The 14,932-nt window shown below is 69.0% G+C and carries 13 protein-coding genes; 2 read left to right on the top strand and 11 right to left on the bottom strand.

The features are described from left to right. Nucleotides 1–4: 4 nt before the first annotated feature. The 9 genes from ABZU74_RS26745 to ABZU74_RS26705 all read right to left on the bottom strand — a co-directional run bounded on the left by ABZU74_RS26745 (nt 5) and on the right by ABZU74_RS26705 (nt 9,678). Nucleotides 5–973 (bottom strand): quinone oxidoreductase, encoded by a 969-nt coding sequence (locus tag ABZU74_RS26745; RefSeq protein WP_355429188.1) that lies wholly within the window; start codon nt 971–973, stop codon nt 5–7. After that, entirely contained in the window at nt 970–1,914 is a 945-nt protein-coding gene (locus ABZU74_RS26740) for a branched-chain amino acid transaminase (RefSeq protein WP_355429185.1), read from the bottom strand. Before ABZU74_RS26740 ends, ABZU74_RS26745 begins: the two co-directional genes overlap by 4 nt. Further along, entirely contained in the window at nt 1,911–2,552 is a 642-nt protein-coding gene (locus ABZU74_RS26735; RefSeq protein ID WP_355429182.1) for an HAD family phosphatase, read from the bottom strand. The genes ABZU74_RS26740 and ABZU74_RS26735 overlap by 4 nt, the downstream gene beginning before the upstream one ends. Before the next feature lie 20 nt (nt 2,553–2,572). Further along, nucleotides 2,573–3,469 (bottom strand): dTDP-4-dehydrorhamnose reductase, encoded by an 897-nt coding sequence (gene rfbD, locus ABZU74_RS26730; protein ID WP_355429179.1) that lies wholly within the window; start codon nt 3,467–3,469, stop codon nt 2,573–2,575. 8 nt (nt 3,470–3,477) lie between these two features. After that, nucleotides 3,478–4,152: an RraA family protein gene (locus tag ABZU74_RS26725; RefSeq protein ID WP_355429176.1), complete on the bottom strand. Its 675-nt coding sequence runs from the start codon at nt 4,150–4,152 to the stop codon at nt 3,478–3,480. Nucleotides 4,153–4,165: 13 nt separating this feature from the next. Next, complete coding sequence (locus tag ABZU74_RS26720; protein ID WP_355429173.1) at nt 4,166–6,115, bottom strand: transketolase C-terminal domain-containing protein; 1,950 nt, start codon at nt 6,113–6,115, stop codon at nt 4,166–4,168. Nucleotides 6,116–6,143: 28 nt separating this feature from the next. Continuing rightward, nucleotides 6,144–6,944 carry an SDR family oxidoreductase gene (locus tag ABZU74_RS26715; RefSeq protein ID WP_355429170.1) on the bottom strand — a complete coding sequence of 267 codons (801 nt, stop codon included), beginning with the start codon at nt 6,942–6,944 and terminating at the stop codon, nt 6,144–6,146. Next, on the bottom strand, nt 6,934–7,995 hold the full coding sequence (locus ABZU74_RS26710) for an N-acetylneuraminate synthase family protein (protein ID WP_355429167.1): 1,062 nt from the start codon (nt 7,993–7,995) through the stop codon (nt 6,934–6,936). Before ABZU74_RS26710 ends, ABZU74_RS26715 begins: the two co-directional genes overlap by 11 nt. Before the next feature lie 645 nt (nt 7,996–8,640). Next, nucleotides 8,641–9,678 (bottom strand): DUF5937 family protein, encoded by a 1,038-nt coding sequence (locus tag ABZU74_RS26705; protein ID WP_355429164.1) that lies wholly within the window; start codon nt 9,676–9,678, stop codon nt 8,641–8,643. A gap of 68 nt (nt 9,679–9,746) precedes the next feature. Here ABZU74_RS26705 and ABZU74_RS26700 point away from each other — a divergent pair, with 68 nt between their 5' ends. Beyond that, nucleotides 9,747–10,997, top strand: coding sequence for an MFS transporter (locus tag ABZU74_RS26700; protein ID WP_355429161.1), 1,251 nt, complete (start codon nt 9,747–9,749; stop codon nt 10,995–10,997). 210 nt (nt 10,998–11,207) lie between these two features. Here the strand turns inward: ABZU74_RS26700 and ABZU74_RS26695 are convergent, their stop codons facing one another. After that, nucleotides 11,208–12,407 (bottom strand): low temperature requirement protein A, encoded by a 1,200-nt coding sequence (locus ABZU74_RS26695; protein WP_355429158.1) that lies wholly within the window; start codon nt 12,405–12,407, stop codon nt 11,208–11,210. A 310-nt stretch (nt 12,408–12,717) separates the two neighbouring features. Continuing rightward, nucleotides 12,718–13,368: a CGNR zinc finger domain-containing protein gene (locus ABZU74_RS26690; RefSeq protein WP_355429155.1), complete on the bottom strand. Its 651-nt coding sequence runs from the start codon at nt 13,366–13,368 to the stop codon at nt 12,718–12,720. A 306-nt stretch (nt 13,369–13,674) separates the two neighbouring features. Between ABZU74_RS26690 and ABZU74_RS26685 the strand changes: the two genes are divergently transcribed. Continuing rightward, nucleotides 13,675–14,895 (top strand): MFS transporter, encoded by a 1,221-nt coding sequence (locus ABZU74_RS26685; RefSeq protein ID WP_355429152.1) that lies wholly within the window; start codon nt 13,675–13,677, stop codon nt 14,893–14,895. The last annotated feature ends 37 nt before the right edge of the window (nt 14,896–14,932 follow it).

Below are 14,932 nucleotides of genomic sequence, written 5' to 3'. Positions count from 1 at the left end.
CTCGTCACGGCACCAGCAGGGTCTTGCCGACCGTGGCGCGCGCCTCCAGTGCGCGGTGCGCCTCGCGGACGTCGTCGAGGGCGAAGCGTCGCCCCACATGCGTGTCGATCCCGGTCGAACGGACCAGCGTGAACACCGCCGCGGCCCGTTCCAGCAGCTCGGCACGATCGGCGATGTGGTGCGCCAGGTTCGGCCGCGTGACGAAGACGGAACCGGCCGCGTTCAGGCGTTGCAGGTCCACCGGGGGCACCGCACCCCCCGACTGGCCGTACACGGCCAGTGTGCCGCGCGGGCGCAGGGCCGCCAGCCCCGTGTCGAACGTGGGAGCACCGACCCCGTCGTAGACGGCGGCTGCTCCGACACCGTCGGTGAGGTCCCGGACGGCGGACAGCACCTCTTGATCCGCGTACCCGACGACCTCCACCGCGCCGGCCAGCCGGGCGGCGTGGCCCTTCTCGGCAGTGGACGCGGTGCCGACCACCCGCCCGCCGTTGCGAGTGGCGAAGCGGGTCACAAGCTGACCGGTCCCGCCTGCGGCGGCATGCACGAGCACCAGGTCGCCCGACCGAACCCGGTACGTGTCGTGCGTCAGGTAGTGCGCCGTCATCCCCTGCAGCAACACCGCGGCGGCCAGCTCGGCCGGCACTCCGGCGGGGATCGGCACCAGGCGGTCCGCGGGAAGTACGACGCGGTCGGCGTACGACCCGGACAGGTTTGCCCAGGCGACGACATCACCCTCGGCTAGTTCGGTCCCGCCCGGGCCGAGGGCGAGCACGGTGCCCGCGCCCTCCTGACCCGGCACGAACGGCGTGGGAAGCGGATAGCGCCCAGAGCGGTGGTAGACGTCGATGAAGTTGACCCCCGCTGCGGCGACGTCGACCAGCACCTCGCCCGGGCCCGGTCGCGGATCGGGCAGTCGCACCACCTCCAGCGCGTCGGGTCCACCTGGCCGGTTGACCACGACCGCTCTCACCGCGACACCGCCGTCAGCCACTGCTCGTGCCCGGCCCGGCCGTGCACGACACCGTCGTACGCCGCGGTCAGCGTCTTGGTCACCGGGCCCGGCACCCCAGCGCCGACCGGGAGCCCGTCGATGCTGGCAATCGGAAGGATCTCCCAGGCCGTACCCATGAAGAACATCTCGTCGGCGAGGTACAGCTCGCTGCGATCGACCTCACGCTGCTCGACCGGGACGCCCTGTTCGGCGAGGAGCGTGAGGCTGGTGTCCCGGGTAATGCCGTCGAGGACGTCGCTGGTCAACGAGGGTGTGACGACGACACCGTCGCGGACCAGCGCGATGCAGGCACCGGGTCCCTCGGCGACCTTGTGCCGGGAGTTCAACATCACCGGCCAGTCGTGGCCGCTCGCCCGCGCCTCCATCAACGCAAACCGTCCATTGTGGTAGTTGGAGAACGCTTTGACCCGGGGCGGCATGGCGGCGTCGCTGATCCGCTGCCACGAGCTGACGACGGCCTGCGCGCCGGCCTGCTCGCGTAGCGAACTGTCGAACGTCCAGCTGTCGATGACCACTTCGCAGGGGGCGCCGGCGGGGACCATCTGCTCGCGGATGATTCCCATCGGGAAGATCCACGGCCGGACGTACGCGTTGCCGGGGAATTCGTTCGCCCGCAACAGATCCGACACAGCGCGCTCAAGGGCCGGCAGGTCGTACGGGATGTGCAGCCGGGCGATCCGGGCCGAGTCGTAGAGCCGGCGGAGATGGTCGTGCAGCCGGAAGAGCAGCAACCGCTCGCCGTCGTCGGCCCGGTAGGCCTTGATGCCCTCGAAGACGGCGGCCGTCGAGGCGTGCCCGACCGCGTTGACGTGGATGGTCGCGGACTCCCACGGGACCAGGTCGCCGTTTCGCCAGATCATCGCGGGGTGGTCCTGGCCGGCCGAGGCGAGGGCGGTCATTGCGTCACCTCGGGCAGGAAGGCCGCAAGATCCTTGAGGATGGGTACGTCGGGGAAGTCGCCCGGGTCACCAGCCGGTCCCGGAACCGCGAAGCAGCGAATACCGGCAGCCAACGCCGCGTGCACCCCCGTGGGTGAGTCCTCGAAGGCGACCGCCTCGTCGGCACTGGCCCCGACGGCGCGTAATGCCAGCAGGTACGGGTCGGGGGCGGGCTTGCGCCGACCCTCGTCATCGCCGGTCACCACGGCGGTGAACCAGTGCGCCACGTTCAGGCGGACCAGGTGCCCGTGCACCCAGTCGTGTCCGGATCCGGAGACCACCGCGAGTGCGAGCCCTCGCTCGGCCGCAGCGTCAAGGAGCTGCTCCACACCCGGCCGCAGTCCGGCCATCGCCGCCAGCGCCGCCTTGCGGCGCCGCCGATCGGCGATCTCCTCACCGGTCAGCGGCCGCCCGATCAGGTCCGCGAGGTGCCGCATCGCGACCGCCTCGCCCTCCGGGTTGCCCATCATCTGCTGCCAGACGGTGCCGGGGAAGGTGTGCCCATGCCGGGCGTACAACTCGCACCAGGAGGTACGGGCCGCCTCCTCGGTGTCACAGAGCAGGCCGTCGAAGTCGAACAGCAGGCTGCGTAGTGCCATCGTGGTCTCCTCGAACAGCTCTAGGTGGACATGCCGGCCAGCCGGGCCGCGGCGCAGTAGCGCTGCAACGCGTCTCGCCAGTGCTGCATCGGATGACCCAGCCGGGCGATCCGGTCTACGTTGAGCGCCGAGTGCATCGGACGGCGGCCCCGATAGCGAAAGTCGTCGAGTGGCGTCGGCACTGGCGACGCCACCGCGGCGAGCGCCGGGTCCACCAGCGACAGCGTCAGTCGGCCGACCTCCCACCAGCTCGCCGCTCCGGAATTCGCCGCGTGTAGCGTGCCGGTCACCGGGACCGGTCGGCGCAGCAGCCAGAGCAGGGCGGCGGCCAGGTCGGCGGTGTACGTGGGCCCACTGGTCTGGTCGGCTACCAGTGGCATCCGGTCGCCGGCCGCCGCCCGCCGCAGCAGCGCCAGGACCGTGTCGGTCTGCTCCCGGTCACCGCCGTAGAGCCAGGAGGTACGTACGGTCAGGGCGTCCGGGAGCGCGGCGACGATCCGCTCGCCCGCGAGCTTGGTCATCCCGTACACGCTGACCGGGTTCGGCAGATCCCCCTCCCGGTAACCACCCGCTGGCGGTGCCTGCCCGTCGAAGACGTAGTCGCTGGAGAGGTAGACGATCCGCGCTCCGGCGGCACGGCACGCAGCCGCCACGTGGTGCACACCGGCGACGTTGACCCGCATGGCGAGGGCCGGATCGGCCTCGCAGTCGTCGACGACTGCGCACGCAGCGAGGTGCACCACGACGTCGGGCCGGAAGCGCAGGATGGAGGACCGCACCGCGGAGGCGTCACCGATGTCGAAATCGGTGACGCTCACCGCGTGGACATGCCAGTCACGAGTGTCGGGGTCGGCGGCGATGGCAGCTTGGAGTGCCGCACCGACCATGCCGTCCGCGCCGGTCAGATAGATTCGCATCGTGCGGCTCACAGGTGCCCGAACTCGGCGAGCAGCTCCGTCACCGATGCGCCGCTGTTGATCTTTTCCCGGATCAGGTGCTCCTTCTTGATCTGGATCCGGGCACCCTCGAGCACGTCGCCGGCGCTGTCCGCGGGGACGACGGCGATCCCGTTCTCGTCGGCGACGATGATGTCGCCCGGGTTGATGACCTGCTCGTCGATGACGACGGGGACGTTGACCTGGACCGGTTCGGTGCGGTCGTGCACCGCGGTGGGCGACGGCCGCGGGACGGTGCTGCCGTACCAGACGGGGAAGTTCAGGTCGCGGATTTCGTCCACGTCGCGGATCGCGCCGTCGACGATGCCAGCGGCGACGCCGGCCTTCTGCGAGAGGGTGGCCATCAGGCCGCCCCACATCGCCGTCCGGGTGGCGCCGTGGCAGGCCAGAACGATGACGTCACCGGGTTGCGCCCGAGCCAGCACAGGCATGCAGTCGACCAGGCAGTCGACAGAGAGGTTGACCGTCAGCGCCGGGCCGGCGATGCGGTGCTCGGGCCGCACCGAGCGAAGGCCGCCGATCGCGCCCATCCGTCGGCGGGCATCGGTCACCAGACAGCTCGGGCTGTACTCGGCGAGCACCTCCTGGAAACCGTCGAGCAGGTGCTTCGGGGGGCGGACAAGGTCGTTGTAGATCGTCTCCATGGTGGGCTCCCTCTCAGAGCGCGGCGCTGATGGTCTGCGCCGCAACGGTGGTGCGGGTGGGCTGTGCGACGCCGAGGTCGCGTACGGCCTCGGCCAGGTGTCGGGCGTCGAGACCATGTGCGTCGAGCACCTCGGCTTCAGCGCCGCAACGGGGTATCGAGGTCAGCCCGACACCGCGGAATCGGGGCAGGCTGGCCAGATCCAGTTCGGCCAACTGCCGGGCGATCAGATCGGCCTGCCCGCCGTGCGTGTAGTGGTTCTCCACGACGAGCAGGCCGTCGAGGTCGTCGACCAGCTCACGCAGCCAGGCGGCGTCGATCCGGTTGTGCCATGGCAACTCCACGACAGTCAGCTCGATGCCCGAGCTGCGCAGCTCGTCGGCAGCAGCGAGCAGCTCGGCGAGCACGACGGGACCGGACCCGATCGCGGCGACTCGTCCACCCACACGGACGACCCGGCCCCGCCCCACTCGCAGCGGCTCGGCGCCCAGCGCGATCACCTCCGGTGGGCAGATCGCGCTGACGAGGCGCAGATACGTGCTCTCGGGCGAGGTGGCGCAGAAGTCGACGGCCGCCCGTACCTCAGCGGGGTTGGCGGGCTCGAGCACGACGAGCCCGGGTACCGCCGCGACCGCCGCCACGTCCCGCACTGCCTGGTGGGAGTGCCCCGGCGCCGCCGGCAGCAGGCCGGCCAGCGCGCCGACGTACACGACCGGCCGCCGTTCTGTCGCGTTGTTGTAGATCTGCTCATTCGGCCGCGCGTGCAGGAAGCACGAGAATGAGTGGACGAAGGGGAGCAGTCCGCGGCTGGCGACACCGCCGGCCTGGGAAACCATGTCCTGCTCGGCGATGCCGCACTCGACGAACCGGTCGGGGAAGCGGCGCCAGAACGGGATCAGGCCCGTGTCCATGACCAGGTCGGCGTCGAAGGCGACCACCCGATCGTCGGCCTCGGCCAGGGCGACCAGCGCTTCTCCGTAGGCGGGCACCAGCCGTGCCCCGTTCCCGGCGCTGGCCGGCTGCCGGCTGACGAGTCGAAATTCCAGCGACTCCAGCCCGTAGCGGGCCAGCATCGCGTGCGCCTGCCCGGTGAGCTCGGCCAGCGCGGAGCGGTAGACCTCCTGCGTCGGGGCCCCGCTGTGGTACGGGTATTGCCACTCGTCGTCCCCCATCGAGGTGGCAGCGAGTGTCGGGCAGCCCCCGCCCTTCACGGTGTCGGCGATGATCACGGCGGGCACGTCCGGCACTTCGGCCCGCCGGCGCAGCGTCTCCTCCAGCACCGCCGGATCGTGTCCGTCGCAGCGGAACACCGCCCAGCCGAATGCCGCGAACCGGGCTTCCAGGTCGCCGAGGTCGTTGACGTCACGCACCCAGGTGTCCGACTGGATCTTGTTGTGATCCACCACGACGGTCAGCTCGCCCATGGCGCGATGCACGGCTCCGGCCAGCGATTCCCAGATCTGGCCCTCCTGCAGCTCACCGTCGCCGGTCAGCACGACGTAGCGGCGTCGCTCGCCCCGCAGCCGGTCGGCGACGATCATGCCCTTGGCCTTGGAGATGCCCATGCCGAGCGAGCCGGTGTTCGCGGCCATGTGCGGCGTGCCGACATCCGGGTGGCCGGGCAGTCCGTCGAGTCGGCGCAGCCGATGCAGTTGCTCTTCGGGCAGGGCACCGAGGCCGATCAACGATGCGTAGAGCCCGGGTGCGTCGTGGCCCTTGGACGAGAAGTACACGTCGCCGTCGCTGTCGAACGGCCGGCGCAGATGGTTCAGCAGCAGCCAGCTCACGACGTCGGCCGCGCTGAAGCTCGACCCGAGGTGGCCGGAACCGGCTCGCGCCACGGCGTACAGGGTGTTGATTCGGGACAGGGTCGCGAACAGTCGGGCGCGGTCGTGGCGGTCGTCGACACCGGCCAGTGCACGGGTGAACTCCGCCTGGCTCACCCAGGAGAGCTGGTCGTCCATTAATCCTCCACGGTTGGGGTTGGTTGGCTCAGCGGCAGACGAACCCGCCGTCGACGAGCAGCTCGGTGCCGGTGACGTACCGGCTCTGGGCGGAGCTGAGGAACAGCAGCGGACCGGTGAGGTCCGCGGCGGTCGCCATGCGACGCATCGGCACCCGAACGACGAACTTGTCCTGGAACTGCTGGTCCTGCCCACCCAGGACGCCACCGGGAGACAACGTGTTGACGCGAACCCCGTGCGGGCCCCAGAGCACCGCGAGGTAACGGGTCAGGGCGGCCACCGCCGCCTTGGACATGCCGTAGGCCGGCGGCTTGAGGAAGGGCGGGTCGCCGGGCAGGTGGTCGTACATGCGGGGATCGGGCGCGACCGAGCCGTAGAGCGATCCGATGTTGACGATCGATCCGCTGCCCCGCTCGGCCATCAGCGGTCCGACCGCCTGGCACATGCGCAGCACGCCCAGCGAGTTGACGTCGAGGACCGCGCCGGACACCGCGTCGGGAATATCGCCGAAGTGCCAGTTCCGGCCGTTGCTCCCGGGCGGTGCGTCGAGGCCGGCACTGTTCACGAGCACCGACGGAACGCCCACACCGTCGAGGCACCGTCGCACCGCCGACCGGACACTGGCAGCGTCAGTGACGTCCACCTCCATCAGGATCAACCGGTCGATGTCGGTGTCGGCGACGCCGTGCAGCCCCGTCGCGTCGTCAACCTTGAGGTCCAGGCCGACGACCGTGGCGCCGGCCGCGATGAGGGCCGAGATCCAGACCGGGCCGAGCCGGCCACGGACCCCGGTCACCATCGCGATCTCGCCGGTGAGATCAGGAAGCATGAATGGACTCGGCCAGGATGGTCAGCTCCGGCGACAGAGGCTCGTCCACCGCGACGGGCTGCCGCAGGGATCGGCCGATGAGTTCGTTGAGCCGGTACGGCTTGAGCCCGTCACCGGGCGACTTGAACGCGAGGTCACTCTCGCGCAGCACGTGCCCGGCCGGCAGGTCGTACGCGGCCACCACTTTCTTGCCCATCTTGAACAGCGCCGGTGCCTCCTCGACCAGCGGAGTCTTGACCTCGGAACCGAGCGCCCGGTGCGCCCGGTTCAAGGCGGTGACCAGCGTCGACAGCTCGGCGGGCGAGAGGGAGAAGTGGTGGTCGCTGCCCGGCCGGGTCTGGTCGAGGGTGAAGTGCTTCTCGATCACCCGGGCGCCGAGGCCGTAGCTCACCGAGCTCAGGTCGGGCCCCTGGTCGTGGCCGGAGAAGCCGATGACGACCGACGGGAACTCCCGGCGGAACGCCTGGATGACGTTGAGGTGGAGCATCTCAGGCGGGGCCGGGTAGACGGCCGTGCACTGCAGCACCGCGAGCTGATCGTTGATCGGCAGGATCGTGCGACAAGCCAGACGGACCTCCTCGAGGCTGGCGCCGCCGGTGCTGATGATCATCGGCTTGCCCGCCTTGGCCGCGTAGCTGAGCAGCGGCGTGTTGGTCAGATCCCCCGATGCGATCTTGATCGCCGGGAGGTCGAGGTCCATCAGGAAGTCGACGCTTGCGGTGTCGAAGGCTGTCGCGAAGAAGTGGATGCCGAGATCGGCGGCGAGCTGGGCCAGGTGCTCGTACTCGGCGCGGCCAAACTCGAGGGCCTCTCGGTGCGCACCGTACGTTGGCCCGTAGCTGTTACGCCCGAGGTACGGCTGGTCGTACATGTCCTGGGTGAAGACCTTGCGGTTGTCCCGCTTCTGCAGCTTCGCGGCGTGCGCCCCGGCGGCGGCCGCCTGCCGGAAGAGTTCCTCGGCCCGCTCCAGGCTGCCCTCGTGATTGTGCCCGATCTCGGCAATGACGTAGGCCTCCGTGTCGTCAGCGACCCGACGGCCCCCGATGGTCATCTCACGAGCATTCATTCTGCGTTTCCCCTAACTGTTTCTGGGCATGGTTGTCCATGCAACCGACGCGATATCGCGAGATGCGGTTGCGGTTGCGGTTGCGGTTATCACACGGGTAGACGCGGTGCCACGCAATAAGAGGCCAGACGCCGATGCGCCACATTCGCTGGTTCGAAGCGCACGCAACAACCTCTCCGAACCCCTCTAACCCACGTGGGCAGGGAGTTCGGGTGGGTGCACCTATCAGGAGTTCCGCTTCGCGGCAGGGCGCAGCGGTTCCACAGAGTCCAAGAGCGAGATCCTTCCCCCGTTTCGCTACTCTCACCGATCCGGGCGATTTTCACCGGCCCGATCGACGCTGGGTCAACGTTAACCGTCTATTAGTTCGATCAGCAAGGTCCCCACCGTCAGCACCGCTTAATGATGGGGTGGAGCAACACTTAACTCGTCGGCCAGTTCAAACACAGCGTTAGGTCGCCGCGAACGGAGGTTGGGTGAAAAGGACCACGGGGAGTGGGTTGCGCGAACGTGCGCGCCTTGGGCGACCTCGGTGAACCCGGATCGACCCGCACTGTCGTACGTGGATCACCGGGCCCGGGTGCACTGTGCACATTCGATCACCAAGAGTGATCTGTTGGTCGGGCGGCGTCAGTCACGAACCTGATTCAGCAGCATGTCGCTCGCGTCGGTCCTGAAGTACAGCACCAGCCGGCCGCTGCGCGACGCACCCACCAGGCCGGCCGACCGCATCAGACCCAGGTGTTGCGAGACGGCTCCCGGCGTCAGTCCGGTGCGGTAGGCCAGTTCCGTGGTGGAGGCTGGTGCGTCCAGCTCCAGCAGCAGCCGGGTGCGCGAGCGCCCGATCACCCGTTCCAGCGCTGGGGCGGCCGCAGTGGTCTGCTTCTCCCACAGTGTCGCCACGCCGCGGGCGGGGTAGGTCAGGGTCGGTTGCCAGGGTGGCATCGTGCTGGAGAAGACGGTCGGCCAGACGAACGCCGACGGGACGAGCAGCAGGCCCTCGCCGTCCAGTTGGCGGTGACCGACGAAGCGTGGATGGACGATCGTGAGCTGGTCGTCCTGCCAGCTCACGGATGGCGCCAGGTCGGCGAAGAGGCTCGTGGGGCCGCCGTCGGCCAGGCGGCGGGCACGGTGCACCACGTCGGCTTCCAGCAGGCTACGCAGCCGCGGCCAGTACTCGCTGACGGCCAGCCTCCAGTAGTCGTTCATCTGCCGGGCGAGGCGATCCAGCCCCGCCGCCGGGTCGGTCCACATGGCGTGCAGCTCGGCATCGTCAATGCGCGCCTGGGCGTCGTCCCACCCGGCGGGTGCGCTCCGCCGCGCCGGGTCCCGCAGTGTCGCCAACCGGTCCAGGTCCGTGCGCACCCGTTGCGGTGCGATGCGGCGGAGATCCGCCAGCTCGGTCTGCAGATCGGGTACCGGCGTCGTCGGGGGTGGTGTGACGAAGTCGGGGATGTACCAGCTCGGCACCGGCACCAGGGCGAACAGCAGGTCGAAGGCGCCAGCTGCCGCGGCCACCCGGGGTGCCACCTGTTTGACCCACGGCACGTGCAGGGCGTGCGCCGCTGGATCCTTGAGCACACGGACGCTGGCGACGATCTCCTGCATCGGTGAGAACGCGAACCGCATCACCGCGAGGTCGTACGCCGAGAACCCGATGGTGAGCATCACCCTCCTGGAATTTAGCCTGGTCTAAATCTATCGAGCTGGTCGCGCTGTCGCACCATGCTCTCCGCATGGCGAATCGAGACTTCGAACTGCTCTTCGCGAGCACGGCGGTGAGTCGAGTCGGCAGCGAGATCAGCTACATCGCCTTCCCCCTGGCGGCGATCGTGGCCCTGCAGGCCGGCCCGGAGCAGGTGGGCCTGCTGAACGCCGCCACCACGGCGGCGTTCCTGTTGATCGGCCTGCCCGCCGGTGTGTGGGTCGACCGGATGCGTCGGCGTCCCGTTCTGCTCGCCGCCGACCTCGTTCGGTTCCTGCTGCTGGCCTGGGTGCCGCTGGCGTGGTGGTGGGGAATCCTCACGATGACCCAACTGTTCGTCGTCGCCTTCCTGGTGGGCGCGGGCCGGGTCTTCTCGGACGTGGCAGCGCAGAGCTATCTGCCGGCGGTCGTCGGACGCGAGCACCTGGTGGCCGGTAACGCCCGACTCGCCGGCACCGAGGCGGTCTCCCGGATCGTCGGCCGAGGGGCCGGCGGCGCGCTCGTCCAGGCATTGACGGCGCCGGTGGCCATCGCCGTCGACGCGGTCACGTACCTGTGGTCGTTTCTCTGCCTGTGCCTGATCCGCCGCCCGGAGCCGGCACCTGCCGTACCCGACGGGCCCCGGCATCTGTGGCGGGAGATCGGTGAGGGCCTGCGTTACGTCGCCGGACAGCCCGCCCTGCGTGCCGTCGCGGCATCGGGGGCTCTGGTGAACCTGGCCTCCACGGTCATCGTCGTCATCGTTCCGCTGCTGATCGTCCGGGAGCTGCGGTTGCAAGAGGGACTGGTCGGCGTCTTCTTCGCCGTGGGCGGGGTGGGCGCGGTCCTGGGCACGATGGCCGCCCGGCGACTCGCGCTGCGCTTCGGCTACGGGCGGACCCTCATAGTCGCCGCGACGACCGTGGCGCCGATCTACCTGCTGCTGCCCTTCGCCGACCGGGGCGTCTGGCTGTGGGCCGCCGCCGTGGCCTACCTGTTGATGATGGCGAAGGCGTCGATCGACAACGTACTGCTGGTCAGCTTCCGGCAGACCATCACCCCGGACCGGATGCTGGGCCGGATGAACGCCACCATGCGTTTCGTGCTTTCCGGGGCGCTGCCGATCGGTTCGGTGCTGGCCGGTTTCGTCGGGGAGTACGTGTCGCTGCGCGCCGCGCTCTGGTGCGGCACCGTCGGCATGGCCGTCGCCTGGGTTCCGATCTTTCTATCGCCACTGCGCACGATGGTGGTGCTGCCGACCGGCCCGGCAGAGCCGGCACCGGTTGCTGCCACGCCACGGTGAAGCGGCCCCGCTTGGGGGGCTTCCCGGCGGTGTGGGCCGATGACCACACGCGGATCACACCGCACAGCGCTGCGACCGTCATCGTCGACCCCAGTTGACCTGGGCGGCACGGATTGACCCGGATCGGCTTCCGCTGGAGGCCACACAGCGACCACATCACCAGGATCAATAGAGGGAAGACCAGCCGACTTGCAGAGGCAACGGCACACGTCAGCGTGGCGGCGAAGCCTCCTCCAGGGGACGTCCGTGAGCGCGGATCGTGTCCGAGACGGCGACGCCGAGCAGGACGGCGACAGCTGCTACAGCGACCCCGAGTGGCGGCAGGCCGACCGTCACCGGGGCCAGGGCCGCGAGGACGAGGATGCCGATCGGCCGTGGCCGGGACACCCGGGCGAAGGCCACGTACTCGAATACTGAGCGCCCGGCGAGAAAGAGCGCGGGCCCGCCGAGGATGGCCCCGACCCAGGCGGGTTTGGCGTCTCCGGTGGGATCCATGAGGGCGAGTTCGGAACCGGCTGAGGTGGCAAGGATGCCGGCCACCATGAGCAGGTGTGAGAATTCGGCCAACCGACCGACCCGTCCGGGGTCGGCGGATGCCGCTATGGCCTCGCCCAGGATCTGACCGGCTCGGTAGAAGTAGATCCGCCACAGCAACACCGTGATGAGGAACGACACGGTAAGGGCCAATGTTCGTTCAGCCACGATAGGACCGCGTAGAAGGCTCGACCCGGAGGTCAGGATCGTCTCACCAAGCGCGACGATGACGAGCTGCCAGTAGCGTTCGGCCAGGTGTTCGCCCGCGCCGGACCACGGGGACACCTGTGAGCGACCCATCCCCGGGACCGGCCAGCCGAGTCTGGCCCCCAGGTAGTCGATCGCGAGGGCGAGCGTCCACAGTGAATTACGCGTCACCTCGGGTGCGAAGGCTCCGATGAACCACGGCACGGCAGACGCGCCGAACCAGACGAGCGCCAGCATGTTGACGCGGCGAAGGTTGTGACCCCGCAAAATGAGCGCGAAAAAGAGAGTGCGGCCCACCTGGATCGCGACGTAGGTGCTCGCGAAGAGCAGGCCAGTCTCGGCGAGAGCCCCCGAAATCGCGACCGCCAGCAACAGGCTCCCATACATCGTCGTGATGACAACGAACTGGATTGCCGGCTGAAACGGATCGAATCTGCTCGTCACCCATGCCGTCTGGGTCCAGATCCACCAGACAGCCAGGAACAGCAGCAGAGTCTCGCCATTCTCGGCGAGGGAAGTGGTCAACCTCTCCGCGACGTGGCCCCTGGTGTAGTCCGACACCAACTCGTGCACGATCCGGGTGAGCGCGAAGACGAAGACGAGATCGAAGAACAGTTCCAGAAACGTCGGCCGCTGCGGACTCTCACGCCTGCGCAGCAGGTTGGCCACCCTATTCGTCGTCACCCGCCCGCCTGCTTCGTCGGCTTGTCGCTGAAGCAGTCGTACCACGATTGCCGCACCGCCCACGGGAAAAGACGTATCCCGAATGACCAAAGGGGGCGGTGCAACCATCAAAAAGTTCTACGGGAGGACCAACGTATGCGAGCCGAAATCGGCTCGCATACGCCGAGGTCGTACCAGCCCGTTGCGACGGAGGCCATCCTGCTCGTCCCGCACTGGCTGAGTCGCCGACCGAACCAGGTTGGCACCGATTGGAGAGCACCCGGCGCGCACATATTCGATGACCAGCGTCGAGCGCCTACGCACTGGAGGGCCGGGCGGCGCGGCGGCGTTCGGTGAGCCGTCGTGCCTTTACCGCATTCCCGCAGTCGGCCATGCGACACCAGCGGCGGGAACCGTTGCGGCTTTGATCGAGGAACAGCCAGCCACAGCCACCTTCGCGCACCGGGCAGCGGCGCACCCGGGTCAGGTCGGACGTCAGCATGACGTCGAGGGCGGCCTCGGTGATCCGATCGGGCACCACCATGGCCGGCATCGTGCCGTAGACCAACCGCACCCGGGACGGGTCGAGCACGAATCGTGCTCGGGCGGCCGCGCCGGACCAGCGCTGATGCAGGGCGACCAGCGCGGCACCGGCCGCGATGGGGTCGCCCGCCGTACCACCGTCCGGGTCGGTGATCGCCGCGAGCAGCACACGATGGAGGCCTTCACGGATGTCCCGCACGGCGGCCAGTCCCGCGTGCGCCGCCGAAGGCTCGTCGCGCCACGCCCGGCCCACCTGGTCGGCCTCCGCGTCGCTGATCACGCCCACCTGGATCGACCAGCGCAGCAACGCGGAACTGTCGGACAGGAAGTCGTGCGGCGACTCGCCCCCTCGCTCGTGTGTGTTGATCAGATCGAGCGCCGGGTGCCCGCCGACCATCGGTAGCTGACACACGTCGAGTGGCATGCCGGCAAGGCTACCACCTAAACCATCGAAGGAGGTTATGCCCAGGGCTCGTCGCGCCCACCTCCGACGCGCGGTCGATCCGCACGTCTCGTGCCAGATTCCTGCCAAGCGACCAGGATGACATCCGCCGAGGGTGGAACTCGCCTCCACTGTGCAGCCCCGCACCCCGACGGTCAGGCGGATGCGGCTTTGCAGCGAGGGATGGACAGCCACCTATGCTACCGTCGTAGCCCAGTTAGACGGAATCACAACACCTCGTGCGTGGCTGCTGCTCGCTACACCTCGTCGAGGATCTGGGAGGTAGCCATGACGCACCAACGACGCGCGGTCTATGCCCTCGCCGCCTTGTCCGCGGCCACTTTCTGTTACGTCACCACCGAGGTGCTTCCGATCGGGTTGCTCACGCTCATCGCGCCAGACCTGGGACGTTCCAGGTCCGAGGCCGGTCTGCTGGTGACCGGGTACGCCGTGGTGGTCATGATTGTGGCGCTCCCGCTGACCCGGGTTACTCGGCGAGTGCCCCGGCGCCCGCTACTCGCTGGCGCCCTCGGTGTGTTCGCCGCGGCGACGGCGGTGTCGGCCTTCGCAACCTCCTACGAGGTGTTGCTCGCCGCGCGGCTGGTGTCGGCGACCACCAACGGTGTCTTCTGGGCGGTGGTGTTCCCGGTAGCGATCTCGATGTTCCCCGCGACCATCCGAGGCCGCATCGTGGCTCGACTGTCGATCGGCAACGCTCTCGGCCCGGTCCTCGGCGTGCCGCTGAGCACGTGGTTGGGCGGGCAGGCCGGGTGGCGGGCCGCCTTCGTCGCGATGGCCGTTTTCGGCTTCGTCACCTGCATCGCTGTCGTCCTGCTCCTGCCGAGCGTCACACCGCAGGAGAGTGCGGGCGCCATCGGGCCGATGCCGGATCGACACCGCTTCGTCGTGCTTCTCGTCGCCACCATCCTCGCGGTCACCGGCGCCATGGGCGCGTTCACCTACATGACCGTCTTCCTCCTCGACGTCAGTGGGTTCGCCGCCGCATCTCTCGGTCTGCTGCTCTTCGTCCAGGGCTCGTTCGGTGTCGCCGGCACCTGGGCGGTCGGCCGGGTGCTGGATCGCTATCCGCTCAGTGTCGTGCTGGTTCTGCTCGGGCTCCTTACCGCTGCAATGCTCGGCCTCTATGGGGTTGGCACGAGCAAGGCGTTGACGATCCCGTTGCTCGCCGTGGCAGGGATGTCGTTCAGCTCGCTGATCGCTGGAATCCAGCACCGCGTCATGCAGGTGGCCCCGTCGACCACCGACATGGCGTCGGCCAGCCTCAGCGTCGCGTTCAACTTCGGCCTGGCGGCCGGCTCGTTCATCGGCGCGGGTTTGCTGGCGACGGCGGGGGTGCGCGTCATCCCGTTGTTCGGCGGCCTGCTGACCGCCGTGGCGATCGCGTTGCTCGCCTTCCACGAGGTGTCCCGCAAGAGAAGGAGAGACGACGGAACTGACCGTGGTCTTCCCGACCTGCAAGCGGCCGGACGTTCCGCAGCTCACGCTTGAGCCCTGGCCCGTACCGCAGGACGGGAACGGCCCGACG

Origin of the sequence: Micromonospora sp. NPDC005171, from assembly GCF_040608575.1 — a bacterium.
Classification (GTDB): domain Bacteria; phylum Actinomycetota; class Actinomycetes; order Mycobacteriales; family Micromonosporaceae; genus Micromonospora.
This window is presented reverse-complemented; position numbering and strand designations above follow the sequence as displayed.

Coding starts and splice junctions, on each gene's coding strand:
- ABZU74_RS26685 (WP_355429152.1), top strand. CDS start 13,675: ATGACGCACCAACGACGCGCGGTCTATGCCCTCGCCGCCTTGTCCGCG.
- ABZU74_RS26690 (WP_355429155.1), bottom strand. CDS start 13,368: ATGCCACTCGACGTGTGTCAGCTACCGATGGTCGGCGGGCACCCGGCG.
- ABZU74_RS26725 (WP_355429176.1), bottom strand. CDS start 4,152: ATGGAGACGATCTACAACGACCTTGTCCGCCCCCCGAAGCACCTGCTC.
- ABZU74_RS26710 (WP_355429167.1), bottom strand. CDS start 7,995: ATGACCATCGGGGGCCGTCGGGTCGCTGACGACACGGAGGCCTACGTC.
- ABZU74_RS26740 (WP_355429185.1), bottom strand. CDS start 1,914: ATGACCGCCCTCGCCTCGGCCGGCCAGGACCACCCCGCGATGATCTGG.
- rfbD (WP_355429179.1), bottom strand. CDS start 3,469: ATGCGAATCTATCTGACCGGCGCGGACGGCATGGTCGGTGCGGCACTC.
- ABZU74_RS26705 (WP_355429164.1), bottom strand. CDS start 9,678: ATGCTCACCATCGGGTTCTCGGCGTACGACCTCGCGGTGATGCGGTTC.
- ABZU74_RS26735 (WP_355429182.1), bottom strand. CDS start 2,552: ATGGCACTACGCAGCCTGCTGTTCGACTTCGACGGCCTGCTCTGTGAC.
- ABZU74_RS26720 (WP_355429173.1), bottom strand. CDS start 6,115: ATGGACGACCAGCTCTCCTGGGTGAGCCAGGCGGAGTTCACCCGTGCA.
- ABZU74_RS26700 (WP_355429161.1), top strand. CDS start 9,747: ATGGCGAATCGAGACTTCGAACTGCTCTTCGCGAGCACGGCGGTGAGT.
- ABZU74_RS26715 (WP_355429170.1), bottom strand. CDS start 6,944: ATGCTTCCTGATCTCACCGGCGAGATCGCGATGGTGACCGGGGTCCGT.